Annotated in this window: 23 protein-coding genes; 15 read left to right on the top strand and 8 right to left on the bottom strand. The window is 64.1% G+C overall.

Features of this window, described 5'->3' with window-relative positions; all coding sequences use genetic code 11:
• Positions 1-9 precede the first annotated feature (9 nt).
• Together ECTOBSL9_RS09705 and ECTOBSL9_RS16590 are read left to right on the top strand one after the other, a co-directional pair.
• Complete coding sequence (locus ECTOBSL9_RS09705; RefSeq protein WP_063464868.1) at positions 10-1,242, top strand: glycerate kinase; 1,233 nt, start codon at positions 10-12, stop codon at positions 1,240-1,242.
• Between the two features lie 512 nt (positions 1,243-1,754).
• The gene (locus ECTOBSL9_RS16590) at positions 1,755-2,477 is read left to right on the top strand and encodes a PEP-CTERM sorting domain-containing protein (RefSeq protein ID WP_082829851.1); all 723 of its coding nucleotides are present in this window, start codon (positions 1,755-1,757) and stop codon (positions 2,475-2,477) included.
• Between the two features lie 366 nt (positions 2,478-2,843).
• Here ECTOBSL9_RS16590 and ECTOBSL9_RS09710 read toward each other — a convergent pair whose 3' ends face one another.
• Together ECTOBSL9_RS09710 and ECTOBSL9_RS09715 are read right to left on the bottom strand one after the other, a co-directional pair.
• Positions 2,844-3,563 carry a UDP-2,3-diacylglucosamine diphosphatase gene (locus ECTOBSL9_RS09710; RefSeq protein WP_063464869.1) on the bottom strand — a complete coding sequence of 240 codons (720 nt, stop codon included), beginning with the start codon at positions 3,561-3,563 and terminating at the stop codon, positions 2,844-2,846.
• A gap of 9 nt (positions 3,564-3,572) precedes the next feature.
• Entirely contained in the window at positions 3,573-4,085 is a 513-nt protein-coding gene (locus tag ECTOBSL9_RS09715; protein WP_305728300.1) for a peptidylprolyl isomerase, read from the bottom strand.
• A 262-nt stretch (positions 4,086-4,347) separates the two neighbouring features.
• Here ECTOBSL9_RS09715 and cysS point away from each other — a divergent pair, with 262 nt between their 5' ends.
• The 10 genes from cysS (at position 4,348) to ECTOBSL9_RS09765 (ending at position 13,919) form a co-directional block, all read left to right on the top strand.
• The gene (cysS, locus tag ECTOBSL9_RS09720) at positions 4,348-5,730 is read left to right on the top strand and encodes a cysteine--tRNA ligase (RefSeq protein WP_063466127.1); all 1,383 of its coding nucleotides are present in this window, start codon (positions 4,348-4,350) and stop codon (positions 5,728-5,730) included.
• A gap of 93 nt (positions 5,731-5,823) precedes the next feature.
• A complete protein-coding gene (gene folD / locus ECTOBSL9_RS09725; protein WP_063464871.1) occupies positions 5,824-6,696 on the top strand; it encodes a bifunctional methylenetetrahydrofolate dehydrogenase/methenyltetrahydrofolate cyclohydrolase FolD in 873 nt (290 codons plus the stop codon).
• Positions 6,697-7,023: 327 nt separating this feature from the next.
• Positions 7,024-8,574 carry a 2-isopropylmalate synthase gene (locus ECTOBSL9_RS09730; protein WP_063464872.1) on the top strand — a complete coding sequence of 517 codons (1,551 nt, stop codon included), beginning with the start codon at positions 7,024-7,026 and terminating at the stop codon, positions 8,572-8,574.
• A gap of 253 nt (positions 8,575-8,827) precedes the next feature.
• Positions 8,828-9,553 carry a uracil-DNA glycosylase family protein gene (locus ECTOBSL9_RS09735; RefSeq protein WP_240481118.1) on the top strand — a complete coding sequence of 242 codons (726 nt, stop codon included), beginning with the start codon at positions 8,828-8,830 and terminating at the stop codon, positions 9,551-9,553.
• Positions 9,550-10,020 carry a ribosomal protein S18-alanine N-acetyltransferase gene (rimI, locus tag ECTOBSL9_RS09740; RefSeq protein ID WP_063464873.1) on the top strand — a complete coding sequence of 157 codons (471 nt, stop codon included), beginning with the start codon at positions 9,550-9,552 and terminating at the stop codon, positions 10,018-10,020. The genes ECTOBSL9_RS09735 and rimI overlap by 4 nt, the downstream gene beginning before the upstream one ends.
• A 164-nt stretch (positions 10,021-10,184) precedes the next feature.
• Positions 10,185-10,730 carry a hypothetical protein gene (locus ECTOBSL9_RS09745; RefSeq protein ID WP_063464874.1) on the top strand — a complete coding sequence of 182 codons (546 nt, stop codon included), beginning with the start codon at positions 10,185-10,187 and terminating at the stop codon, positions 10,728-10,730.
• A 9-nt stretch (positions 10,731-10,739) separates the two neighbouring features.
• Positions 10,740-11,369 carry an RNA polymerase sigma factor gene (locus tag ECTOBSL9_RS09750; protein WP_305728301.1) on the top strand — a complete coding sequence of 210 codons (630 nt, stop codon included), beginning with the start codon at positions 10,740-10,742 and terminating at the stop codon, positions 11,367-11,369.
• Entirely contained in the window at positions 11,366-11,782 is a 417-nt protein-coding gene (locus tag ECTOBSL9_RS09755) for a hypothetical protein (protein ID WP_063464875.1), read from the top strand. The genes ECTOBSL9_RS09750 and ECTOBSL9_RS09755 overlap by 4 nt, the downstream gene beginning before the upstream one ends.
• Positions 11,782-12,252, top strand: a complete 471-nt coding sequence (locus ECTOBSL9_RS09760; protein ID WP_063464876.1) for a DUF3106 domain-containing protein — start codon at positions 11,782-11,784, stop codon at positions 12,250-12,252. The genes ECTOBSL9_RS09755 and ECTOBSL9_RS09760 overlap by 1 nt, the downstream gene beginning before the upstream one ends.
• Before the next feature lie 71 nt (positions 12,253-12,323).
• Positions 12,324-13,919 carry a peptide chain release factor 3 gene (locus ECTOBSL9_RS09765; RefSeq protein WP_063464877.1) on the top strand — a complete coding sequence of 532 codons (1,596 nt, stop codon included), beginning with the start codon at positions 12,324-12,326 and terminating at the stop codon, positions 13,917-13,919.
• 4 nt (positions 13,920-13,923) lie between these two features.
• Here the strand turns inward: ECTOBSL9_RS09765 and ECTOBSL9_RS09770 are convergent, their stop codons facing one another.
• From ECTOBSL9_RS09770 to ECTOBSL9_RS09790, 5 genes are read right to left on the bottom strand one after another with little or no spacing between them, the layout of a single operon-like run.
• Positions 13,924-14,352, bottom strand: a complete 429-nt coding sequence (locus ECTOBSL9_RS09770) for a hydrogenase maturation protease (RefSeq protein WP_063464878.1) — start codon at positions 14,350-14,352, stop codon at positions 13,924-13,926.
• A gap of 2 nt (positions 14,353-14,354) precedes the next feature.
• Positions 14,355-15,671 (bottom strand): Ni/Fe hydrogenase subunit alpha, encoded by a 1,317-nt coding sequence (locus ECTOBSL9_RS09775; RefSeq protein WP_063464879.1) that lies wholly within the window; start codon positions 15,669-15,671, stop codon positions 14,355-14,357.
• A complete protein-coding gene (locus ECTOBSL9_RS09780; RefSeq protein WP_063464880.1) occupies positions 15,668-16,450 on the bottom strand; it encodes a sulfhydrogenase subunit delta in 783 nt (260 codons plus the stop codon). The genes ECTOBSL9_RS09775 and ECTOBSL9_RS09780 overlap by 4 nt, the downstream gene beginning before the upstream one ends.
• On the bottom strand, positions 16,450-17,286 hold the full coding sequence (locus tag ECTOBSL9_RS09785) for an FAD/NAD(P)-binding protein (protein ID WP_063464881.1): 837 nt from the start codon (positions 17,284-17,286) through the stop codon (positions 16,450-16,452). The genes ECTOBSL9_RS09780 and ECTOBSL9_RS09785 overlap by 1 nt, the downstream gene beginning before the upstream one ends.
• Entirely contained in the window at positions 17,279-18,394 is a 1,116-nt protein-coding gene (locus tag ECTOBSL9_RS09790; protein WP_063464882.1) for a 4Fe-4S dicluster domain-containing protein, read from the bottom strand. The genes ECTOBSL9_RS09785 and ECTOBSL9_RS09790 overlap by 8 nt, the downstream gene beginning before the upstream one ends.
• A gap of 141 nt (positions 18,395-18,535) precedes the next feature.
• On the opposite strand from ECTOBSL9_RS09790, the gene hcp reads away from it, so the two are divergent.
• From hcp to ECTOBSL9_RS09805, 3 genes are all read left to right on the top strand, one after another.
• Complete coding sequence (gene hcp / locus ECTOBSL9_RS09795; RefSeq protein WP_063464883.1) at positions 18,536-19,831, top strand: hydroxylamine reductase; 1,296 nt, start codon at positions 18,536-18,538, stop codon at positions 19,829-19,831.
• 148 nt (positions 19,832-19,979) lie between these two features.
• Positions 19,980-21,434, top strand: a complete 1,455-nt coding sequence (locus ECTOBSL9_RS09800) for an HDOD domain-containing protein (RefSeq protein ID WP_063464884.1) — start codon at positions 19,980-19,982, stop codon at positions 21,432-21,434.
• 150 nt (positions 21,435-21,584) lie between these two features.
• Positions 21,585-23,963: a hypothetical protein gene (locus tag ECTOBSL9_RS09805; protein ID WP_063464885.1), complete on the top strand. Its 2,379-nt coding sequence runs from the start codon at positions 21,585-21,587 to the stop codon at positions 23,961-23,963.
• Here ECTOBSL9_RS09805 and ECTOBSL9_RS09810 read toward each other — a convergent pair.
• Positions 23,917-25,164 (bottom strand): LuxR C-terminal-related transcriptional regulator, encoded by a 1,248-nt coding sequence (locus ECTOBSL9_RS09810; RefSeq protein ID WP_168161550.1) that lies wholly within the window; start codon positions 25,162-25,164, stop codon positions 23,917-23,919. The two genes, ECTOBSL9_RS09805 and ECTOBSL9_RS09810, sit on opposite strands and share 47 nt — an antisense overlap.
• Positions 25,165-25,168: the final 4 nt, after the last annotated feature.

Genomic DNA, 25,168 nt, shown 5'->3' on the forward strand with positions numbered 1-25,168 from the left:
GGGACTCCCATGAATCCTCATCGCGACATCCTGCTGCATTGCTTCCACCAGGCCCTGGAGGCCGTGAACGGCGAGCAAGTCGTGCGGCGGCAGTTGGCCATCAAGAAGCCGGAGGGGGCAGTGCACGCGGTGGCCATCGGCAAGGCCGCCGCCGCCATGGCTCAGGGTGCACGGACGGGGCTGGGTGGCCAACTCAAGCGGGCACTCATGATCACTCGCCATGGGCATGGTGATGAGTCTCTAGCCCATGATGGGCGTTTCTTGTGCCTGGAATCGGATCACCCGCTGCCCGGTGAGGCCAGCCTGGCGGCTGGGGCGAAGTTGCTGGAATTCATCTCGGCGACGCCGCCCGGTGACACCCTGTTGTTCCTCATCAGCGGCGGCACCTCCAGCCTGGTGGAGGTGTTGCCTGAGGGGATGACGCTGGCGGATCTGCAACGGATCAATGGCTGGTTGCTGGGTTCGGGGCTGGATATCCAGGCCATGAACCGGGTGCGTGGGGCGGTGTCCTGCATCAAGTCAGGCCGTTTGCGGGGGTATCTGGGACAGCGCCCGGCCGAGGTCTGGTTGATCTCGGATGTGCCCGGCAATGATCCGGCGGTGATCGGCTCGGGGCTGCTCAGTCCGCCCCGGGACTCCCATCCTCCGCCGGTCCTGCCGTCCGGGTTGTCCGGGATCATCCAGCGGGCGATGGATGCCCAGGTGGGCGGTTGGGCCCAAGGCCGCAAGGTGCCTGTGCGGGTTTTGGCCACGCTGGAGGATGCCTGTCGCGCGGCGGGCGACGCAGCGCGCAGCCTGCGTTGCCCGGTCACCTTGCATGGAGAATTTCTCCAGGGGGAAGCGGCTGAGCGTGGCGCGGCCCTGGCGCACTGGCTGAGGCAGGAGGGCAGGGCGCCCGGTGTGCATGTGTGGGGCGGCGAGACCACGGTGACCCTGCCGGAGAACCCGGGGCAGGGCGGGCGCAATCAGCATCTGGCCCTGGCGGCGGCAAGGGTGTTGTCCGGTTGCCCGAATGTGACCCTGCTGGCCGCAGGCACGGATGGTTCCGATGGTGTGACCTTGGCCACCGGCGCCCTGGTGGACGGTGGCACCTGGGACCGCATCCGTGCCCAGGGCCTCGACCCCGACCAGGCCCTGGCCACCGCCAATGCCCACCCCTGCCTGCAAGCCTCCGGCGACCTCCTGAAGACCGGCCCCACCGGCACCAACGTCATGGACCTGGTCATCGCCCGGGTAGCCTGAATTAGCCTTCCGTGGGAGCGGCCCTCGGCCGCGAAGGGATTGCCGGTGGCCGCCGCTTCCCATGGTTTGGCATCGGGGCGTAGAACCTTGGCGGGGGGTATGCCCGTCCGCGGGACGCCGTGAATACCTCCCTGTAGGCTTGATCGCCGCATCCCTGCGGCGAACACCCGCTCCCGGCCACACCCCCGCCAAGGTTCGGACACTCTGGTGGCTTTCGGTGGGGAATACCCCTTCGCTGCTGAGGGGGTGGTTACGTGGCATGCTTGGGAATTAGGTGTCGATTTTATTTACGGTCAAAAAGTCGCTTTTGTGATCCGTTTCACACATGGAATATCGCTGCGGCGATGTTTATGACACGCATGTGTGTCGGAATATCTGACAGGATGGGTTTGGTTTTGTGCGCTGTTTCACGTTTTAAGCTTGGCATGATGCGCTCACCGATTGTTGGCAGGCTTCGTGCTTAATTATCCCCATAAGCCGCTCATGGCCGAACGAAACGTGGAGATTATGGGATGATGGCCAGCAGTAAGACGAAAAAGGTGTTGGTGGCGGCTTGTTTGGCTGGGGGTGTGGCTTGGGCTGGGGTTGGTCAGGCGAATCTGATGACATATGAGTTCACGATTCAAAATGTCTTGTTTGATATTCCGGATAATCTTGGTTGGATTCAGTCCCGAGTAGGGTTAAGCGCCTTTGAAGTGAGTGTTGATAGTAGTAATGGGTACTCAGTTCAAAGCATAGAAGGTTTGAATATCTTTGATATTGGTTTAGCATCAGAGCGCACGCAGGGTTGGGTGTCTGGGAGCGCTAACGTCCCGCTTTCATTTTTGCTTAGTTATTCTGTGGCTGGAGTTCAAAGGGAAGAAAATCAAACTATTTACGCTGCCCTCGAATATAAGTTCCAGATTAATAATGGGAATGGAAATATAAACTCGCGCAGTTCGTTAGGTCTAACTTGGGGCAATGAGCTCGAAATTGGTGAGAAGGGAAGTGACTTCTATCTCAAAATCCCCTTTCAGTCCCTAACCTATGATCATTCTGTTCATGATCTTGCTGGGTATCAAAATGCCACTCTAGTGAGTCGCGATTCGAATTTGAGTTTATATAATCTGGCGGCAGAAACTCAAAACCCCTCCGAAGTCCCCGAACCCGGCATCCTCGCCCTGATGGCCGGTGGTCTGCTCGGCCTGGGTTTCCTGCGCCGCCGTCGTCCCGTGACGGTTGCCGAGGCTGCGTAAGCTGACGATCCGCAGCAGTAGGGCAGGGGGCTAAGGAAAGCCCCCGTGGGAGCGGCCCTCGGCCGCGAAAGGCCTTTCCCACCGAAAGCCACCAGACTGTCTGAACCTTGGCGGGGGGTGTGTCTGGGAGCGGGTGTTCGCCGCATGGATGCGGCGATCAAGCCTACAGGGAGGTATTCACGGCGTCCCGCGGGCAGGCACACCCCCCGCCAAGGTTCTTCACCTCGGTGCCAAGCCCTGGGGGGTGGTGACCGGAGTCGCGGCATTCGCGGCCGAGGGCCGCTCCCACGGGGGTTCCCCAATGGCTCAAGGGTGCCCAAGAGTTCCCGGGGCTCAAGGACTCCTCGCGGGCTTTCCAGAGGGAGCTCAGATCGTCTGGAGCGACGTGCCTTGTGGGGTGCAGGCCAGTACGCCGCCATCACCGTACCAGTCCGGCAGCACGATGCGGCGGGCCGGGTGTCCGTCCAGTTCGAAATTGTGCACGGCGGGGCGGTGGGTGTGGCCGTGGATCAGGGTGTGCACGCCGTTGCGACGCAGGGCATCCTCCACGGCGCCCGGATTCACGTCCGTGATGCGTTCAGACTTGTTGCGGGTGGAAGCCTGGCTCTGGGCACGCATGGCCTCGGCCTCGGCATGACGCTCGGCCAGGGGGCGGGCCAGAAAGGCGGACTGCCATTTGGGAGTGCGCACCATGCGACGAAATTCCATGTACTCCTCATCATCGGTGCACAGGCTGTCCCCGTGCATGAGCAGCACGGGGGTGCCATAAAGATCAATGACCGTTTCCGTCTCCAGTAGCGTGCAACCGCTACGCTCTGCGAAGGCCTCGCCCACCAGAAAGTCCCGGTTGCCGTGAGCGAAATACACCGGCAGACCCTCTCGGCTCAGCCGATGCAGGGTGTCGAGAATATCATCCAGGTGCGGGGCAGGGTCATCGTCGCCGATCCAGTATTCGAACAGATCACCCAGGATGTAAAGCGCATCGGACCCGGGAACCCGCTCGGTGAGAAACCGGGCAAACTGCTCCAGGGTGCGTGGACGATCCCTGTCCAGGTGCAGATCGGAAATGAATAACGTTTGAGGCACCGTGCAGAATTACTGCTCGGTCACGCTATTGAGCACGATGGGCTCCTTGGGCACGTCCTGATGCATACCCTGACTGCCGGTGGGCACCGCCACCATACTTTCGACCACGTCCATGCCTTCCACCACCTTGCCGAACACGGCATAGCCCCAGCCCTGGGGCGTCTCGGCGGTGAAGTCCAGGAAGCGGTTGTGTTCCACGTTGATGAAGAACTGCGCCGTGGCGGAGTGGGGGTTGGGGGTGCGGGCCATGGCCAGCGTGCCCACCTCGTTGCTCAGGCCGTTGTTGGCCTCGTTGCGGATGGGGTCGCGGGTGGGTTTTTGCTGCATGTCCGGGGTGAAGCCGCCACCCTGCACCATGAAGCCAGGGATCACCCGGTGAAAGATGGTGCCGTCGTAGAAGCCGTCGCGCACATAGGCCAGGAAGTTCTCGACCGTTTCAGGTGCCTTGTCCGCGTAGAGTTCCAGGACCAGGGTGCCCTTGGTCGTCTCAATCTGGACCTTGGGGTTGTCGGTTTCGGCCATCACTTGGTTTCCCATGGTTAAGGACAGCAGCGCCAGGAGCGCTACACACTGTCGAATCATTGATTTCATGCGATTTTGTCCGTCGGGGTTACCCGTTGGTGTCCGGTGATGATAGCCGTTGCAGACGTCCCGGGAAAGTTCGCACCGCCCGGACGGGGTGTGGAACGGCCCTTGTCGGGCTTCGCGGCCGGCCTTTCTGGTGTATCGTGGGACTTGGTATGCTTTGCTGCCTGCCCCCATTCTGACCTGCCAGATCTGCGACATGCTGAACATATACAACACCCTCACCCGCCGCAAAGAACCCTTCAAGTCCATGGAAACGGGCCGGGTGCGCATGTATGTGTGTGGCATGACCGTGTACGACTACTGCCACCTGGGCCACGCGCGGGTGCTGGTGGTGTTCGATATCGTCTACCGCTACCTCAAGGCCCTGGGCTACGAGGTGACCTATATCCGCAACATCACGGATATCGACGACAAGATCATTCGCCGCGCCGCCGAGAACGGGGAGGGGATCGACGCCCTCACGGAACGCTTCATCCAGGCCATGCACGAGGATGCCGAGGCCCTGGGGGTTTTACGGCCCACGGCTGAGCCACGGGCCACGGAGCACGTGCACGAGATCCTGCACATGATCCAGCGCCTCATGGAGCGTGGTTACGCCTATCAGGGCGACAACCGGGACGTGTACTACAGCGTGTCCCGCTTCGAGGATTACGGCAAGCTCTCCGGCAAGCGCCTGGAAGACCTGCGCGCCGGCGAGCGGGTGGCACAGGATGAGGCCAAGCGCGACCCCATGGATTTCGTTCTCTGGAAGGCGGCAAAGCCCGGCGAGCCTGCCTGGGACTCGCCCTGGGGCGCGGGGCGTCCGGGCTGGCATATCGAGTGCTCGGCCATGTCCACGCACTTTCTGGGCAACCACTTTGATATCCACGGCGGTGGGCAGGACCTGCAGTTCCCCCACCACGAGAACGAGATCGCCCAGAGCGAGGCGGCCACCTGCGAGCACTTCGTCAACTACTGGATGCACAATGGCTTTGTGCGGGTGGACGAAGAGAAGATGTCCAAGTCCCTGGGCAACTTTTTCACCGTGCGCCAGGTGCTGGAGCACTACCGGCCCGAGGTGGTGCGGTATTTCATCCTCGGCAGCCATTACCGCAGTCCGCTGAACTATAACGACGAGGCCCTGGAGAGTGCCCGTAATGGCCTGTCGCGTTTGTATACGGCTCTGAGAGGGATCCCGATCCAGCCGGTCGGAGATGGCGGCGTCGAATACCGGGCCCGTTTCCATGCGGCCATGGCCGACGACTTCAACACACCTGTGGCCCTGGCAGTGCTGTTCGACCTGGCCCATGAGATCAATCGTCTGCGCGAGGGGCAGGCCGATGAAGCGGCCCGACTGGCTGGAATGCTCAGGGAACTGGGCGCAACCCTCGGCATCCTGGAGTCGGACCCGGAGGCCTTCCTCAAGGGGGGCAGTTCCGATGGCCCCGACGAGGCCGGGATTGAAGAGCGCATCCAGGCCCGTCTGGAGGCCCGCAAGCGCAAGGACTTTGCCGAGGCAGATCGCATTCGCGATGAACTCAAGGCCCAGGGCGTCATCCTTGAGGACGGTCCGGGCGGGACCACCTGGCGTCGCGAATAACGGGCGCGCGATGCCAGGGTCGGGATGGTTGGACTAGAGCGCCATAGAATGGGAAAATCCCCGCAACACTCCCACCCCCCAGGATGACCCCCGATGCCTGCGCAGATCATCGATGGCCGCGCCATTGCCAAAACCGTTCAAGAAGAGGTCCGTCAGGCGGTGGAGGTGCGCGTGACAGCGGGCCGTCGGCCGCCCGGCCTGGCGGTGGTGCTGGTGGGGCAGGACCCGGCCTCCCATGTCTACGTGCGCAACAAGCGTCGCACCTGCGAGGCCATTGGCATGGTCTCCCAGTACTTCGAGTTGCCGGACAATGTTTCGTTGGGCGATCTGCTGGACGTGATCGATGACCTCAATGCCGATCCCAATATTGACGGCATTCTGGTGCAGTTGCCGCTGCCCCGGCACATCGACCCCGAGCAGGTGATCGAGCGCATCGACCCCGCCAAGGACGTGGACGGATTTCACCCCTACAACATGGGACGTCTGGCCCTGCGTGTGCCCCGGTTGCGGCCCTGCACCCCTTATGGTGTGAAACGTCTGCTGGACGAGACCGGCGAGACCTACAAGGGACGGCACGGGGTGATCATCGGTGCCTCGAATATCGTCGGTCGCCCCATGGCGCTGGAGCTGATGCTGGCTGGGGCCACAGTCACGGTGTGTCATCGCTTCACCCACGACATGCAACTGCACGTGGGTCGGGCGGATATCCTGGTGGCCGCCGCCGGGCGCCCGGGCCTGATCCAGGGCGACTGGATCCGCGAGGGTGCCACGGTGATCGACGTGGGTATCAATCGTCAGGAAGATGGCAGTCTGGTGGGGGATGTGCAGTTTGATGCGGCTGCCGAGCGTGCTGCCTGGATCACGCCCGTGCCAGGCGGGGTGGGTCCCATGACCGTGGCGATGCTCATGAAGAACACCCTGCAGGCCTGTGAGGCCTCGGAGAAGGCGGGTATCTGTTTCTCGTGAAATCCTGATGGTGACGCTCGGGCTTTGCATCGACGCCGGGGCTTTGCTAAAGTCCCGGTGAAGAGGCGAGAAACCGATGAACCATCCCCATGCACAACCCAGCTTTTCTACGAGCGTCCCGCCCCGGGCCGACTCGCTGGTGCGCGCCTCCTGCCTGCCTCTGCTGACCCTGCTGCGACTGCCGCGCTAGCGGCGACCCACTTCGCCTGGCGAGGCCAAAACGCACCCCAACGCAGGAAAGACCGGCCCCAACCAGGGCTCGGGTCAGTGTAGAATTCCTACCCAAACACGCGGACGGCAGCGGCCGTTCCCTGGGAGTTCAGAGACATGGCAGGCAAAGAAAAACTCTTCATTTTCGACACCACCCTTCGCGATGGCGAACAGAGTCCCGGGGCTTCCATGACCCGGGAGGAAAAGGTCCGTATCGCCAAGGGTCTGGAAAAGATGCGCGTGGACGTGATCGAGGCGGGCTTCCCGGCCGCCAGCATCGGTGACTTCGAATCCGTGCAGGCAGTGGCCCGGGCGGTGAAGGACAGCACCGTCTGCGGCCTGGCCCGCGCCAAGGAAGCGGACATTGATCGCGCCGGTGAGGCCCTGCGCGATGCCAACTCCGCGCGTATCCACACCTTCCTGGCCACCTCGCCCATCCACATGCAGCACAAGCTCAAGATGACTCCCGGTCAGGTGGTCGAGCAGGCCGTACTGGCCGTGCAGCGCGCCCGCCAGTGGACGGACAACGTGGAGTTCTCCCCCGAGGATGCCGGCCGTTCCGAGCTCGACTTCCTGTGCCGCGTGATCGAGGCGGTGATCGACGCGGGCGCCACCACCATCAATATCCCGGACACCGTGGGCTACAACATCCCCCAGCAATTCGGCGAATTGATCAAGAATCTGCGCGAGCGGGTGCCCAATGCCGACAAGGCCGTATTCTCCGTGCACTGCCACAATGACCTGGGCGTGGCCGTGGCCAACTCCCTGGCCGCCGTGCTCCATGGTGCCCGTCAGGTGGAGTGCACCATCAACGGCCTGGGCGAGCGCGCCGGCAATGCCGCTCTGGAGGAGGTCGTCATGGCGGTCCGTACCCGTCAGGATGTCTTCCCCTGTGACACCACCCTGGATACCACCCAGATCGTGCCCTGTTCGCGGCTGGTCTCCACCATCACCGGTTTCCCGGTGCAGCCCAACAAGGCCATCGTCGGCGCCAATGCCTTCGCCCACGAGTCGGGTATCCACCAGGATGGGGTGCTCAAGCACCGTGACACCTACGAGATCATGCGGGCCCAGGATGTGGGCTGGTCGGATAACCGCATCGTGCTGGGCAAGCACTCGGGCCGCAACGCCTTCCGCACGCGTCTGAAGGATCTGGCCATCGATTTCGAGTCCGAGGAGGAATTGAACGAGGCCTTTGCCCGGTTCAAGGAACTGGCGGACAAGAAACACGAGATCTACGACGAGGACCTCCAGGCCCTGGCCACCGAGGCGGCCATTGCCATGGAGCATGAGCGCGCCAAGCTGGTATCGCTGCGGGTGTGTTCGGAGACCGGTGAGACACCGGTAGCCCGGGTGACGGTGAATGTGGAGGGCAAGGAACTCCATGGCGAGTCCGAGGGCAGTGGTCCGGTGGATGCCGCCTTCAAGGCCATCGAAACGGTGATGCACAGCGGCACGCAACTGCTCCTGTACTCGGTGAACAACATCACCAGCGGCACCGATGCCCAGGGTGAGGTCACCGTGCGTCTGGAGAAGGCGGGGCGCATCGTCAATGGCCAGGGGGCCGATACCGACATCGTCATCGCCTCGGCCAAGTCCTATCTCAATGCCCTGAACCGCCTCGTGACCCCGGATCACCGGGCCCATCCTCAGCGCGGAGATGTCTGATCAAGGCCAGGCCATGGACGAAGCCCGGCGGCGGCAGTACCTGAAAGCCATGGGGATACAGGTTTGGGTGCTGCGCCGGGAGCCGGGGGCGGGCCTGGATCTGTCGCCTCCCGAGCCCATGGCCGTGGTGTCCGAGGCAGGAGAGGCTCCCGAGGCGGTGACGGCCACGCCGGTGGAATTGGGTGCCGTACCTGCTCCGACACCAACACCCGTACCGGAGCAGGCGCCCGCCGTCGAGGCACCGCCTGTGACCATGGATGCCTCCGTGGGGCGTGAATCGCCCCCGGAGCCGGAGATGCCGCCGTGGCTGCACGAGGCCCCATGGCCTGACGATACCTACGAGCCGGTGATGCCCTCGGGTGAGGGATACGATGATCCTGACCTGCCTGAGCCGGACGATGGGGTGTCCACCCTGGATTGGGATGGCCTGGCGGCACGGGTGGCCCAGTGCACCCATTGCAGCGAACTCTCTCAGGCACGCACCCAGACCGTGTTTGGCGTGGGGGACCGTCACGCAGATTGGCTGTTCATCGGTGAGGCCCCCGGTGCCGAGGAGGATCGCCAGGGCGAGCCCTTCGTGGGTCGGGCCGGCAAACTGCTGGACAGTATGCTCGCTGCCCTGGGCAAGAAACGGGGGGAGGGGGTGTACATCGCCAATATCCTCAAGTGCCGTCCACCCCGTAATCGGGACCCGTCCCCCGAGGAGGCCCGTGCTTGCCGGGCCTACCTGGACCGGCAGGTCCAGTTGGTCCGCCCGAAGATCCTGGTGGCCCTGGGGCGGGTGGCGGCCCAGAACCTGCTGGACACCGGCGATGCCCTGGGCACCCTGCGCGGACGGGTGCAGACGTACCGGGGCATCCCGGTGGTGGTGACCTATCACCCGGCCTATCTGCTCAGGCGGCCCCTGGAGAAGCGCAAGGCCTGGGAGGATCTGTGCCGGGCCATGGACCAGATACAAGCCGGACAAGAGGGATCATGAACGCAGTCACCGTCCCCAACCTGGAATTGCGCCCCATGGCGCGCAACGATGTACCGCGGGTGATGGAAATAGAGCCCCGTGCGTATCCATATTCCTGGACTGAGGCCATCTTCAAGGACTGCCTGCGAGTGGGCTACTCCTGCTGGGTGCTGGAAGATGCGAAAACCGGCCATCTCATCGGCTATGGGGTGATGTCCATGGCGGTGGGGGAATGTCATGTGCTCAATCTGACCGTGCGCCCGGAGATGCAGGGGCAGGGTCTTGGCCGCCATCTCCTGCAGTGCTTCCTGGAAGTGGCACGGGATCGACATGTGGAAACGGTATTCCTGGAGGTGCGCCCCACCAACGTCCCGGCCCTGGAACTGTACCGTACCGAGGGCTTCAACGAAGTCGGCCTGCGTCGCGGCTACTATCCCGCCGCCCACGGCCGCGAGGATGCCCTGGTGATGGCCCGGCACCTCACCTAGAGCAAAAAGGCAAAAAAGGGGACCAAAAAAGGGGACAGACACCTTTTCTTTCGAAAAGGTGTCTGTCCCCTTTTTTGCCTTTTTGCTGATGCGTGTCAACGCCCGCTGTGCTGGTGCGTATTACCCCGTGAACACATCGAAAACACCCCATGGGGAGATACATCATGAACCGCAAGCCGACTCAGCAACCCAGCCTCATCCTGACCCGCTCCCTGATTGCCGGGGCCGTGGTCCTGTCACTGGCCTTTGGCGGCATGGGGATCGCTTCGGCACAGCCCGCCGACAGGGATCAGCCGCGCACCGAACGGGGCGCTCCCTGGGGCGATAAGGACAGGGCCGAGTCCCGCCGGGACCTGACTCAGGAAGAGCGTCAGACGCTGCGCGAGAAACGCGAGGAACGCCGTCAGGCCTGGAACGGCATGAGCGAGGAGCAGCGCGAGGCCATGGGTGAAAAGCGCAGCGAGCACCGCAAGGCCTGGAAGGACATGGACAAGGATGATCGCCAGGCCCTGCGGGAGAAGATGCAGGAGCGCCGTCAGGCCTGGCAGGAGATGGACGAGGATGATCGTCAGGCCCTGCGTGAACGCAAGCAGGAACGGCGCGCGGCCTGGGAAGCCATGAGCCCAAAAGAGCGCGGCGAGATGCGCGAGAAACTTCGGGACATGGATCCACAGGAGCGCCGTGAATGGTTCCAGCAGAAACGCGGTTGATGCGGAGGCATGATGTCCACGCCCCTGGAAACCTGGCCCGTGGATGATGGGACGGTGCCTGCAACCGCCCCCGGACCAGGACCGGCAGATGGCAGGGAAGCCCTCCCCGTGGCCAGCACCCTGGATGAATTCCTGGAAGGGGTGCAGGGCCGGGCCGTGCGCATGGCTGCCCTGGCCCTGGGGGACCGGGAGGTCGCCCTGGACCTGGTGCAGGATGCCATGGTGGCCTTGATCGACCGCTACCGGGACCGCCCACCGGAGGCCTGGGGGCCGCTCTTCTGGCGTATTCTGCAAAGCCGCATCCGCGATACCTACCGGCGCCGCCGGGTGCGTCAGCGGGTGCTGGCGGTGCTTGGCTGGTCTGGAGAAGAAGACCAGGAGGATCCGATGAACACCCTGCCGGATCCGTTCACCCCCGGCCCGGATCAGGCCCTGACCGACGGTCGGTTCGCCCGGGATCTGGAGTCTGCCCTGCGCGCCTTGCCCCTGCGACAGCAGCAAGCCTTTCTGCTGCGCCACTGGGAGGGCCTGGACACGGCGGCCACCGCCGCAGCGCTGGGCATCAGTGAAGGGAGTGTGAAGACCCATTTGTACCGAGCCCTGCAAAGCCTGCAGGGACATCTGGAGGCCTACCGATGAGCCCCGAACGGCATTCCCCTGCCAATCCCGCCCCGGACAATGATTCCAGGGAAGGGGTTGATGATTCCGCCGCCCTGCTGGAGCGGGTGCGCCATACGCTGGACGCTCAGACCACGCTGACCCGGTCCGAGCAGTCCCGCCTGCGCCATGCCCGCCGCGAGGCATTGGCCGCGACCCGGTCGCCCGCGCCCTCTCGCTGGTTTCCTGCAGGGGGGCTGGCCCTGGCGGCCTCGCTCATGCTCACGGTGGCTGTGTGGTTCGCCCTGGAACCGGGCACCGGTCACGAACCCATGCCAGTGGCCCTGGCCGAGATGGAAGACATGGACTGGCTCATGGAGAGTGACGACCCCTTCTGGGTGGCGGATCTGGATGACCCGGCGTTCGTGCTCTGGGCCATGGAGGAGGGGCAGTGATGAAAGCCTTCTTGATTCTACCCTGGCTTGTCCTGTGCCTGGCCTGGCCGATCACATCCATGGCCGACGATGCGCAACCGGAATCGCCGCCATGGTCCGAGCTTACCCGGGATCAGCAGTCGGTGCTCGAACCCTTGTCTGAAGAGTGGAATGATCTGCCTGAAACCCGTCGTGCCCACCTGCTGCGCATGGCCGAGCGCTGGAAGGGGATGGATTCGGACGAGCGGGCCGCCCTGACCCAAAGGCTGGAGCGCTGGCAGGCCATGTCGCCCGAGGAGCGCGAGCGAATGAAGTCCCACACCCGGCACCTGCGCTCCCTGAGCCCCGAGGAGCGGCAGGAACTGCGGCAACGCTGGGAGCGTTATCGGGATCTGCCCGAGGATAAGCAGGAGCGCTTGAAGGAACGCTGGCGGGAGATGACACCGGAGGAGCGTGAGGTGTGGCGGGAGCGGCGGGGGCGTCATCATTAACCAGTTCCCCATTTAGTCCCCCTCCCACATCCCGTACAATGCCAGGTTTTACCCAGGTCGACCCTTACCCCATGCCGTCCAGACACACCACAGAAACCGCCCGCCGGCGTACCTTCGCCATCATCTCCCACCCGGACGCCGGTAAGACCACCGTCACCGAAAAGCTGCTGCTCTACGGGGGTGCCATCCAGATGGCGGGGACCGTCAAGGGCCGCAAGTCGGACCGTCACGCCACCTCCGACTGGATGGAACTGGAGAAGCAGCGCGGCATCTCCGTGACCTCATCGGTGATGCAGTTCCCCTACAAGAACTGCGTGGTCAACCTGCTGGATACACCCGGTCACCAGGACTTCTCCGAGGATACCTACCGCACACTCACTGCGGTGGACTCGGCGCTGATGGTCATCGACGTGGCCAAGGGCGTGGAGGAGCGCACCATCAAGCTCATGGAGGTGTGCCGACTGAGGGACACCCCCATCATGACCTTCATCAACAAGCTGGACCGGGAGGGTCGCGAGCCCATCGATCTCATGGACGAGGTGGAGAACGTGTTGAAGATACCCTGCGCGCCCATTACCTGGCCCATCGGCATGGGCAAGCGCTTCAAGGGGGTGTATCACCTCAAGCGGGATGCGGTGCACCTGTTCTCACCCACCCATGGCGGCAAGATGAAAGCCGGGGAAGTGATCCAGGGCCTGGATAATCCGCGCCTGGACGAAATACTGGGTGGTCAGGCCGCCGAGCTGCGGGAGGAACTGGAACTGGTGATGGGGGCCTCCAACGAGTTCGATCTGCAGGCCTATCTGGAAGGGCGGCTGACGCCGGTGTTCTTCGGTTCGGCCATCAACAATTTCGGTCTGCAGGAATTGCTGGATGACTTCGTGGAGTATGCCCCGCCGCCGCGCCCGCGGGCCACGGAGTCCCGGGAGGTACTGCCGGAGGAAGAGAAGTTCTCCGGGTTCGTCTTCAAGATCCAGGCGAACATGGACCCCCAGCACCGGGACCGCATCGCCTTCATGCGCATCTGCTCCGGCAGCTTCAAGAAGGGCAGCAAGCTGCACCATGTGCGCATCGGCAAGGATGTACGCATCGCCGATGCCCTGACCTTCCTGGCCTCGGACCGGGAGCACGCCGAGGAGGCCTTCCCCGGCGACATCATCGGCATCCACAACCACGGCACCATCCGTATCGGCGATACCTTCACGGAAGGCGAGAAGCTGGCCTTCACGGGCATTCCCAACTTCGCCCCGGAGTTATTCCGCCGGGCCCAGTTGCGGGATCCGCTGAAGATGAAGCAGTTGCAGAAGGGTTTGCAGCAGCTGTGCGAGGAGGGGGCCACCCAGTTGTTCAAGCCGCTGAACAACAACGACCTGATCCTGGGGGCCGTGGGCGTGCTGCAGTTCGACGTGGTGGCCCACCGTCTCAAGAACGAATACAACGTGGACGCCGGTTTCGAGAACGTGAACGTGCAGACGGCCCGCTGGGTGTCCTCGGGGGATGAGCGCAAACTGGAGCAGTTCAAGGACAAGGCCTCCAGCAACCTGGCCATCGACCACGGTGGCGACCTGGTCTACATCGCGCCCACCCGCGTGAATCTGCAGATGGCCCAGGAGAGATGGCCGGAGATCGAGTTCAGCGCCACCCGGGAGCACGGCATCGCCAGTTGATGCCTCAATCGAACTCGATCCAATCCCTGATCTGCTGGTGAACCTGGGCCAGGGCGCCTCTTCTGGTTTCATCGGGCATGGGGCCGGATCCCATCTGGATGCCGATGATGTGTACGGTCGGGGGTAACACCCCCATGGCCTTGCCCAGGGCCAGTGCGCCCACGACGCCCAGGCTGTGACTGGAAACGGTGGTGTCCGGGTGTATCAGGTCGTCCATGGACAGGGAAAGGACTGTGCCTGGCGTGGCGCCCACATCCATGGCGTCCACCAGGATCACGGTGTGCTGCTCCTTCATGGCCTCGATCAGGCCGGCGCCGGGGCGATCCAGGGTGAGGGTGTCCACGTTGGGGAGCGGGGGCAGGGTCTCCACGGCCTCCCAGCCCAGGGTGTCCTCAGCCCAGGGTGAGCCGATGCCGATGATGAGTACCCCCATCCTTACCCCTCCCCCCGATCCACCCTGACCTTCAGAAAATGCGTCGCACAGGAGATGCAGGGATCGTAATTGCGGATCACCATCTCCCCCCGCAGTCGCAGGGCGTCATCGTCATGGTGCAGTCCAAAGGACTCCAGTGAGCGTCGAAGGTCCTCCTCCATGCGGGCCTGGTTCTGGGAGGTGGGAGGGACGATGCGGGTGGTGAGCACCTTGCCATCATCGTCCATCTGATAGTGATGCCAGAGTATCCCCCGGGGGGCCTCGGTGGCGCCGAAGCCTTCTCCGGCCCGGGGTTCCACCTGCACATAGGGCGTGTCGCTGGGGGCATAGGTCGCCAGCAACTGGCGGGCCTCCTGCAGGGCCTCCAGCAACTCCACAGCCCGGGCCACCAGGGAATGGAACATGTTGCGACTGGGCCAGGCCATGCCGGTGGCATCCAGCGCCGCCCGGGTGCGTGGCGAGAGGCGGTCCAGATTCAGGTTCAGCCGGGCCAGTGGACCCACCAGATAGGGCTGGCCATCCAGATGGGAATACAGGGCCGTGGAGTGGGGCACATGGCTCTCCACGAAGTGATCCGCATAGTCATCCGCCGATATGTCCAGCCCTTGATCGGAGACGATACGCCCCGCGTACATGGGGTAATCGCTGTCATGCCTCAGGGCCACATTGATGAAGCTCTGCTCGTCCACGGGCAGGTCCAGTCCGGCAGTGAACCCCACCAGGGCCTCGGCGTCGTCCAGGGCCGCTTCCAGACGATCCCCCAGGGCCCGGGCATCCTCCAGTGACGGGGCATGATGGAACCCCCCCACCCGCACCCCCACGGGGTGCACCGAACGACCCCCCAGGAAACGGATCAGGTCATTGCCCAGCTTCTGCAGGCTCAGGCCCCGGTGTACCGCCTCCGGGTGATCCTGGGCCATGGCGATGGCATTGTCATAGCCCAGGAAGTCGGGCAGGGCCAGCAGGTGCACGTGCAGGGCATGGCTTTGAATCCACTCACCGCAGTACATCAGGCGCCGGTTTTGCAGCACCCACTGGGAGGGTTCCAGGCCAAAGGCCTGCTCCAGGGCCTGCACGGCGCTCATCTGATAGGCCACCGGGCAGATGCCACAGATGCGGGCCACGGTATCGGGCACCTCACGCCAACTGCGGCCCTCCAGGAACTTCTCGAAATAACGGGGTGGCTCGAAGATGCGCAGGCGCAGTTCCTCGATATGGCCGTCCCGGGCCCTGAGTTCCAGGGCGCCTTCACCCTCCACCCGGGCCAGTACCGGTACGTCGATGCGGATGTCTCGCTTGTGGGGTGCGTCCTCACTCATGGTGTGCCCTGATTCCAGTTGCGGCCTTCCTCAAGAAATCCGGGGGCCTGGCTGTTGATGAAGTGAAAGCGCCGGGCGATGTCCTCGGGCATCAGCCCCAGCCCCTGAAACCGCCGGGCCAGTGGTGCGGTGTTGGGGTTTTCCGCCGGGCCGAAGCAGCCATAGCAGTCTCGGCCAAAGGCAGGGCAGAGGGCGCCGCAGCCGGTGCGGGTGACCGGACCGAGACAGGGCGTCCCCCGGGTCACCAGGACGCAGACGATACCCCGGCGCTTGCAGGCCTGGCAGACCTTCTCGTTGTCCACGAAGGGCAGGGCGCCGAACAGCAACCGGCGGATGGCGGTGAACACTTGCTGGGCATTCACCGGGCAACCCCAGAGTTCCAGGTCCACCTTCACCTGATCGGAGATGGCGCTGGCGGTATCCAGACTCTCGATGAATTCCGGGCGGGCGTAGATGGCCCGGGTCCAGTCATCCACCCCCTGGGCATTGAAATTGCGCAGGGCCTGCAGGCCCCCGGCAGTGGCGCAGGCGCCGATGCTGATGAGATAACGGGCACTCTCCCGCACCCGGCGGATGCGCACTGCCTCCTCCTGGGTGGAGATGCTGCCCTCCACGAAGGCGATGTCCACCGGGGCGTCCGGGTCCATGGGGCCGGCCTCGGCGAAATGCACGATGTCCACCAGTTCGGCCAGTTCCAGCAGGGCAGGGCCGGCGTTGATGAAGGCCAGCTGACAGCCATCGCAGGAGCTGAACTTGTGGACCGACACCCTGGGTTTCATCAAAAGCCCTCCCGGTCGATCCAGTCGGCGATATCCGGGTAGCGGAACACGGGGCCGTCCTGGCAGATGAAATGGGGCCCCACCTGACAGTGGCCGCAATGACCGATGCCACACTGCATGTTGCGCTCGATGCTCAGCCAGATATGGAAAGGATCCACGTCCCGCTCCAGCAGCCGTGGGATGGCGGCCTTCATCATGGGTTCCGGACCACAGAGCACGGCCACCGTGTCCTCCGGTGGGATGATCGCCTTTTCCATCAGCACCGTGACATTGCCCACGCTGAAGGGCCATTGGGGGCCGCCCTGGTCCGACGCCAGCAGCACCTGGACATCCCGGATCTTCTCCCACTCCTGATACTGGCGTCGCCAGATCAGATCATTGCTGTGCTTCACCCCCTGCAGGATGGTGATCTGCCCGTAGTCATCGCGCCGGCGCAGCATGTAGCGAATCATGGAGACCACCGGCGCACAGCCCAGCCCACCGCTGATGACCACCACATTGCGGCCCTGGGCTGCTTGCAGCGGCCAGCCCCGGCCATAGGGTCCGCGCAGGCCCAGGGTGTCGCCCACCCGCAGGCGCTCAAGCCCGTGGGTGACCCGGCCCACGGCCCGGATGGTGTGCTCCAGCGGGCCGGCATCATCCGGGTCGGAAACGATGGAGATGGGCACCTCGCCGACCCCGAACAGGTAGAGCATGTTGTACTGCCCCGGGTAGGAACGGTAGGTCTCGCGGATCCCGGGATCCACCAGCTCCAGCTTGACGGAGAAGATGTCGCGGGTTTCCTGCACGCGGCTGGTGATGCGGGCCTCCCAGGGCAGGTCGGTGGGCTCACGCATCGGGGGCCTCCTGGAGCAGGGCATGGGCCTCGGCGGTGATGTCGATGCCCACCGGGCACCAGGTGATGCAGCGGCCACAGCCCACGCAGCCGCTGCGACCGTATTGCTCATGCCAGCTGCCCAGCTTGTGGGTGAGCCATTGGCGATAACGCAGCCGGGTGTCGGATCGCACCACAAAATGCCCCATGAAACTGTGCTCGGCGTTGAAGCAGGAACTCCACTGGCGCAGGTGTTCGGAGGTTCCTCCGTTGAGGGCCGGTTCGTCCATTTCCATGTGACAGAAACAGGTGGGGCACACCGCCGTGCAGTTGCCGCAGGACAGACAGCGCTCGCCCACGTCTGCCCAGTGCCCGGCCTGAAGCCGTTCATACAGGCCCTGCTTGAGATGGCGCCCGGGCAGGGTGCGGCTCTGGGTCACGGTGGCCTGGTGGGTTTCCTTCTCCACCGCGCGGCGCTGCGAGGCGGTGGCCTCGTCCAGATCGAGCCGTTCCAGCAGCGTCCTCCCGGCCTGGGTGCCGGCCCAGAGCAGATACCCCTCGTCCAGTTCGGCCATGCCCAGGTCGTGGCCGCGTGTGATGGCCGGGCCATCCCCCGTGGAGGCGCAGAAGCAGGTATCGGCCGGGTGGGAGCATGACACACCCACCAGAAACAGCGCCTCGCGCCGTTTGCGGAACCAGGGGTCGGGAAACCGCCCGTGCATGAAATGCCGCTCCTGCAGGTCCAGCGCAGCCAGGTCGCAAGCGCGCACGCCGACGACGGCCGTGGGCTCGGGGCTCTCCTGGGCGGATTCAAACGACAGGTGTCCTTCGACCGATCGCTGGGCCCGCCAGATGATCTCCCGGGGGGTGAAGGTCAGGGGCTTGAGGGCCTGGGCGCCATTGGCCCAGGCGAAACAACGGGAGCCTTCCTGCTGCTGGAGGCGGTAGCTGCCCGGCTGCTGCACGTCACGGATACCCATGGGCAGTTCCTCCCAGCGCTTGACCGGCTGAAACAGCAGTGTGCCCTCCCGGGCCACCGGGCCCAGGATGCGGTCAAAGCCGGCGCCCTTGAGGGCCTGGAGAAGGCGGGTGGCCTCGGCGCGTGGGAGAAAGACGGAGTGCTCGTCCATAGGGTTAAGGTTAGCTCAAGAGCGACGGCAGGGGTTGCCCCCTCTGGTACGCCTTGATCCTGATCAAGGAGGGGCTGGCCCCCCACTCTGGATACTGCGCCCCTCAAGCCCATCCCCCCAAGCCAGCCCCGGAGTACCGCCATGAACTGCAATCAATGCGAACAGACCTTCCGGCAGACCGCCTGCGTGACCTCCCCGGGCACCTGCGGCAAGGATGAGGACATGCAATCCCTGCAGGAACTGCTCCTGTACGGCCTCAAGGGCATGGCGGCCTATGCGCATCACGCCCGTCGCCTGGGGCAGTCGGATCCGGAGGTATCCGCGTTCATGGAGGAGGCCCTGTTCGCCACCATGACCAATGTGAATTTCGACATGGATTCCCTGCTGGAGCTCTGCCTGCGTTGCGGCCAGATGAATCTCAAGGTGATGGAGATGCTGGACCACGGGCATGTGGAGACCTTCGGACAGCCGGCGCCGGCCACCGTGAAGGAGGGCACTCAGGCGGGCCCCGGTATCCTGGTCACCGGGCACGACCTGCTGGATCTGTGGGACCTGCTCAAGCAGGTGGAGGGCACCGACATCAAGGTGTACACCCATGGTGAAATGCTGCCAGCCCACATGTATCCCAAGCTGCACAATCACCCGAACCTGGCCGGTCATTACGGTGGCGCCTGGCAGGTGCAGAAGCGGGAGTTTGATCAGTTCCCGGGGCCCACCCTGGCCACCACCAACTGTGTGCTGATTCCGCCGGCGAGCTATCGCGATCGCCTGTTCACCACCCGTGCCACGGCCGTCCCGCAAGGCCAGCGAATTGCCAATGAGGACTTCTCCGCCGTGATTGAGGCGGCCCGTCGTTGCGAGCCCTGCGTCGAGCAGCCGAAGACCGAATCCACCGTGGGCTTCCACCACAGTGTGCTGCTGTCCCATGCCGACACCCTCGTGGAGGCAGTCAAGGCCGGCAAGATCAGTCGGTTCTTTGTCATCGGCGGTTGCGATGGGGCCGCCAAGGGCCGGAATTATTTCAGCGATTACGCTGCCGCCACGCCCGATGACAGCTTTATCCTCACCCTGGGTTGCGGCAAGTACCGCATCCGCGACCACGAATACGGCGAGCACCTGGGTTTCCCCCGCCTGCTGGACATGGGGCAGTGTAACGACGCCTACGGCGCCATCCGCGTGGCCCTCGCCCTGGCCGAGGCGTTTGAGTGCCAGGTGAATGAACTGCCCCTGAGCCTGGTGATCAGCTGGTTCGAGCAGAAGGCGGTGGCGGTCTTCCTCACCCTGCTGAGTCTGAACGTGAAGGGCATCACCCTGGGGCCGAATCCGCCGGCCTTTGTGTCCCCGAATGTCTTCGCGTTGCTCCAGGAACGTTACGACCTGAAGCTGACGGGGGGTGACCCCCAGGGTGACGCGGCCCGCGCCGTGGCCACGGCCTGATCATGGTGCGCCTCGGGGAAGGTGGCGCACCGCCGGTGTGGCACCTTCCCGGGGCAGGATTGCAGGCCCGCAAAGGGTCATGAATCCGGGATCTGGGCCCCCAATCCCTGTGATAAACTTCACAGTTTGTTGATCGAAGGCCTGTCCCATGAGCACCCACGTGGCCGGGGCCGTCCCGGAAAAGAAGACCCTGGCGGAGTGGACCGTCGCGCTGCGTGAGCGTGACATGCCGGTTTTTTCCAATACCGTGCAGGCCATCAACACCATCATCGAGGATGAGAAGAAGGGGGCCATGGAGATGGCCACGATCATCCTGCAGGATCCGAACCTCACCGCCCGGATCCTCAAGCTGAGCAACAGCAGCTACTACAACCCCAGTCGCCGCAAGATCATCACCGTCACCCGGGCCATCGTCATCATCGGTATCGATGTGATCCGGGAGATGGTGCTGGCCTGTGCCTTCTTCGAGGCCATCCTGTGCGCCAGGAACAGGAGCCGCGCCCACGAGGAGATTGCCCGCGCCATCCACTCCGCCGTGCAGGCCAAATACCTGGCCATCGCCACCCAGGATCCCTTTCCCGAAGAGGTATTCATTGCCGCCCTGTTGCAGAACATCGGTCACATTGCCTTCTGGTGTTTCTCGGGCGAGGAGGGCGAACGACTGCGGGACCTGCTGGATCAGGGCATCATGACCAAGGAGGCGGCAGAGCGTGAAGTGCTGGGCTTCAAGCTTGTCGACCTGGATACCGCCCTGTGCAAGAGCTGGAACCTCAAGGGGTTGATCGAGGAGACCGTGAGCAAGCATGGCCGCGTCCGGGAGCCAAGGGTCAAGCTCGTTCATCTGGGTTGCGAAGTGGTGAATGTGCTCAAGGAGGGCGAGGAATCCAAGCAATACCCCGCCTGTCTGGAGAAAATTGCCTCGCTGACCGGGCAAACCCGGGTCGATATCGAGGCCCAGTTGCGGGAAAACACGGAATCGGCGGCCGGCATCGCCCGACAGTTTGGCGCCACGGAGGCCGCCGAGTTGATCCAGCGCAAGGCCCGCGAACTGATCGATCATGATGGGGCCGCAGTACCCCAGGTGGATCGCAAGGAGTTGCAGGTGCAGGTCCTGCGGGATATATCGGGCATCCTTTCCAGCAGGAGGCCCGATATCAATCTGCTGCTGGAAACCATCATGGAGGGCATCCAGCGTGGTCTGGGCATGGATCGGACCCTGTTCGCCGCGCTGTCGTCCGATCGATCCACGCTGCAGGAGAAGGTCGCCCTGGGTTGGCGTAAAAAGAGCCATACCCACAGGTTGACGCTGCCGCTGGTGGCCTCGCCTCCCAATCTGTTTCACAAGGCCATCTCCAGTCCCGAGGCGCAATGGTTCACCCCGGAAGGTCAGCCGGGCCTGTATTCGCCCGCCGACGTGGACCGTATCGGTTGCCACTCCTGCTTCGTCATGTCCCTGCACTCGGGTGACAAGCCCGTTGGTGTGGTCTATGCCGATCGAGCCTACAGCGAGGAACCGCTGTCCCATGAGGCGTTCAGGACCTTTGAGCACTTTGTGCAGCAGGGGAATATCGGTCTGACGCTCTATCGGCTGCAAGGATCCTGACTGGTGCCAGACCAGCCATCGATAATGGCGCCCCCGTCCATGGTCGACAGCCAGACGACTTGAGCAATCCCTCCCAAAGGCGAACCATGGGTGACTGAATGGCCTTTCGACCCGTGGGTCGGGGGGCGTGGATGATGCAAGGGGGTTCACATGGTCGGGATCAGGACGGGTTGGACGGGTTCGGTGGCTGCGGGCTTTCTGCTGGCGGCGGGGCTGGCGTCTGCGCAGGAGCTTTCCCAGGGGCGTTATCAGGTCCTGGAACTGGAGGGGGATCTGGAATGGGCGTCGGGCCCGTCCGAACTGATCTCCATGGAATCCCGGGAACAGGTGACCCTCCGGGCCCTCCGGGCTTTTGGTCGACTCCCCGAGGAGTTTTCCCGTCTTGCCCTGGACCTGCGGGGCCAGGGCGTGGACCTGTTCTCTGCTGGCCCTGAGGAGGTGCGCGCGCTGCTGGAACAGGCCCGGTCCGGTGATCTGAGGGCCGATCCCGCCACGCTGGAGGCCCTGCTGGCCCTGTTGCAGGAGCGGGATTACCTGGACTGGGAGCCATTACGCCCTGGTGAGGCGCTGACCCTGACCGATGAGACCCGTTTCCGGGGCCAGGGCCAGCTGGTGCTGGAGGATGCGTCGGGTGAACGCCAGCGACTGGCCACCCGGGATGATGATCGTCACGGGCTCAGGGTGATGCCGGCTGACGGGCCGGGACTGGAGCCAGAAGAAGGCCCCGTATTGCCCGAACGCGTGGCGCAATGGTGGTCGGACTGGAATCAGCGTCTTGAAGCGCTGCAGGGGCCGCTTCAGATGGATGCCCCGCAGCAGCTGGTGCCATTGGGCGACGGACGCTTCCAGACCAGCCTGACTTCCGTGGCGGTGATGGCCCCCTGGCCCACGGTGGGCATTGCCACCTCCTGGGTCCCCCTGGATGGCGTGACCGTCACGGTGGGGCCTTTCGCGGACGAACGCATTCCCTTCCAGGTCAGCCTGCCTTCAGAGGTGTCCGTGCTCACCGAGGACGGCGAACGCCTGGCCCGGGTGGATCTCAATGCCCCCCGCCTTGAGGGGCTGTGGGCGGATGACCTGGGGGTGATGCTGGAAACCCGCTTCACCATGGGACCTTCCTCCATGATCGTGGGTTACGGCCCGTCCCCGGACGCCCAGGTGGATCATCCACGGGATCACGGTCAGCGCTTCGATCCGGAATCCCCCCGACGCATTGCCCTGGATGCCATGGACGTGACGCTGGATCTTCAGGACGCCGGGGCAGGCATTTTCAGCGGCCCCCTGGCTTTGGAGATCAAGGGCCTGGACGTGCTCAGCATGGCAGATCAGTCGATGGTGACGCTGGGGCGGCTGGCATTCAATGCAGACTATCAGGGAATGGATCTGGCCACCCTCGCGAGTCTGAGCGATCAGGCGGCCACGCCCGAGCAGCTGATGGAGCAGGACCCGGCGGAACTCCTGGCCAGTACGCTGAAGGCCATGGGAGGGTTTGAATCGACAATGGAGGTGTCGGACTTGTTCATCAACGGGCCGGAGGACTATCAATTCTTCCGCCTCACCGAGGGGCGTGCCCGGTCCGGTTTCGTGCCTTCCGCGCAGGGTGAGCTGCATCGGGATCTGTGGGCCGGTGTGGCGGTGGAAGGCTGGTCCTTCGGAGACGGTGATCGGCGCGAGCAGGTGCAGTTCGAGATGAAATCGGCCTCCATGGAGGGGCGGCTGAGCGGGGTGTCCTCCATGGCCCTGCTGCACCTGGGCATGCAGTCCATGATGACCGGGGAGCTTGAGGATGAGGTGCTGCTGGGGATGGCTCGCGAGATCCTGGGCGGCCTGAGTGTGACCATGAGTCTGGACGACGCCCGGGGCGTGTTCGTGGACGACAGGGAAGGGGCCCGGGAGGAGGCGGGTGTAGGGAGTTTCCACCTGAACCTTGCCCTGGAGAACCTGGACGGGCCGGCACCCGACCTGAGCATGGATTATGCCCATGCGGGGGTGGTGCCCTTCGATGGCATGGTGCCTCCCGTACTGGCGAGCCTGTTGCCGGAAGGGGTGGCCCTGGAGCTCAAGGCCAAGGGTTTGCCGACGGGCTTCCTGGCCGATGCCGGTGTGGTCGAGGGCCTTCAGGCAGGCCGCCTGGACCCCATGGTGGTGCTGCTTGAACAGTTGATCGGCAATGATTCGCGTCTGGATATCCCCAATGTGACCCTTGGATTCCCCGACGGGCAGATCCGTGTCAGCGGCCGGGGATGGGCCGAGAAGGCGGACGAAGCCGGGCCGGATCGGGTTTCCGGTGAATGGGACCTGAGCATTCACAACCTGGATGCCCTGGTGGAGCCGTTGCTGGCCATGGCGGGCGAGGATGAGCGTCGGCAGATCAACGCCACGGTGGTGATGCTCAAGATGCTGGCAGAAACCCCCGAATCAGAGGAGCCCGGCAGCCTCCATCAGTACCACATTCAGGCGGACAGCCTGGGGCAGATACGGGTCAACGGGAATGACCTGGCTCCGTTGCTGGATGGCCTGAATCGCTGATACCGGACTGGCGGACCATCTCCACCAGTTGGTGGCGCCTGCATGCACCGGTCTTCAGGTAGATCCGGTGCATGTAGGTCTTCACCGAAGACTCGGAAATGGCCAGGTTGGCGGCGATCTCCCGATAGGTCTTGTCCTCCATGACCTGCTCCAGCACATGCTGTTCCTGTTCGGACAGCAGTTGAGCAATCCCCGGTGGGACCGGTGGAATACCGACCGCTGCGCCCTCACCCGCACCCAACGATTCAGGTTCCCGACGCGTGAACGGGATATGCAGCAGCAGGGCGGCGAGGTTCAGAACGATCAGTGCCGCGAAGGCCAGCACCTCAGCAGCGCCGCCCACGCTCATGGCCAGCCACTTACCCAGGATGATGCCTCCGCAGAGGGCACCCACGCCGTATCCATAGGCGGTACTCACCGGATGATGCCTGAGGATTCGGGAGAGCAGGAACAGGTCCACCAGCCCAGCGGCGATCATCATGGCGAACATGGCGCCATGGATACCCAGGGTATGGGGGGCGATCTGCCACAGTGCAAACGCCACCAACGCGCCCAGCACAGCCGTCAGCATCGTGACCGTGGTCTGATAACGACCCAGCAGCCACAGCGCCAGGACGGCCCCCGCTCCATAGAACAGGACCTCGGAGCCCGGGGCCCAGGCCACCGCCCCGTAAGCGGGCATGAGGCCTCCGTACATGAGCCCGCTCACCACCTGGAACAACAGAACAAAGGGAAGATAGCGCAGCAGCGGCTCAAGGGTGGTGGCGTCCCCAGGGCCAGGATCACTGGGTTCCTGGGACCTGGGCAACAGTCCCAGCAGCAACACGGCAAGGAGCATGAGCTTCACGGGGCCGGGCAGCGGGGAGGCGATCAGCGCCAGGGCCACAAGATTGCCGCCCGCCAGGGTGGCGACCCCGGTGGTGACGGGCTGTTCGGCTCCTTTGAGATACTGGCCCACCCTCAGGGAGACCGGCACGGCGCCCAGGCCCAGGGCGATCATCCAGGCGGCCACCACCATGTCCGGGATCAGCGCCGATATCAGCGTCAGCAGGCTGGTGAGGATCACGCCTGCCTGGCACAGACGCTGGAGGAGCGTGGGGGGCAAGCGGGCCGCCGCATAACCCAGCGCCAACAGCCCCAGGGTGTGCGGGATGAGAAACCAGAGCATCAACTCCGTCTTGCCCAGCAGCACCCCCGACATGGGG

Origin of the sequence: Ectothiorhodospira sp. BSL-9 (genome assembly GCF_001632845.1) — a bacterium.
Lineage (GTDB): Bacteria > Pseudomonadota > Gammaproteobacteria > Ectothiorhodospirales > Ectothiorhodospiraceae > Ectothiorhodospira.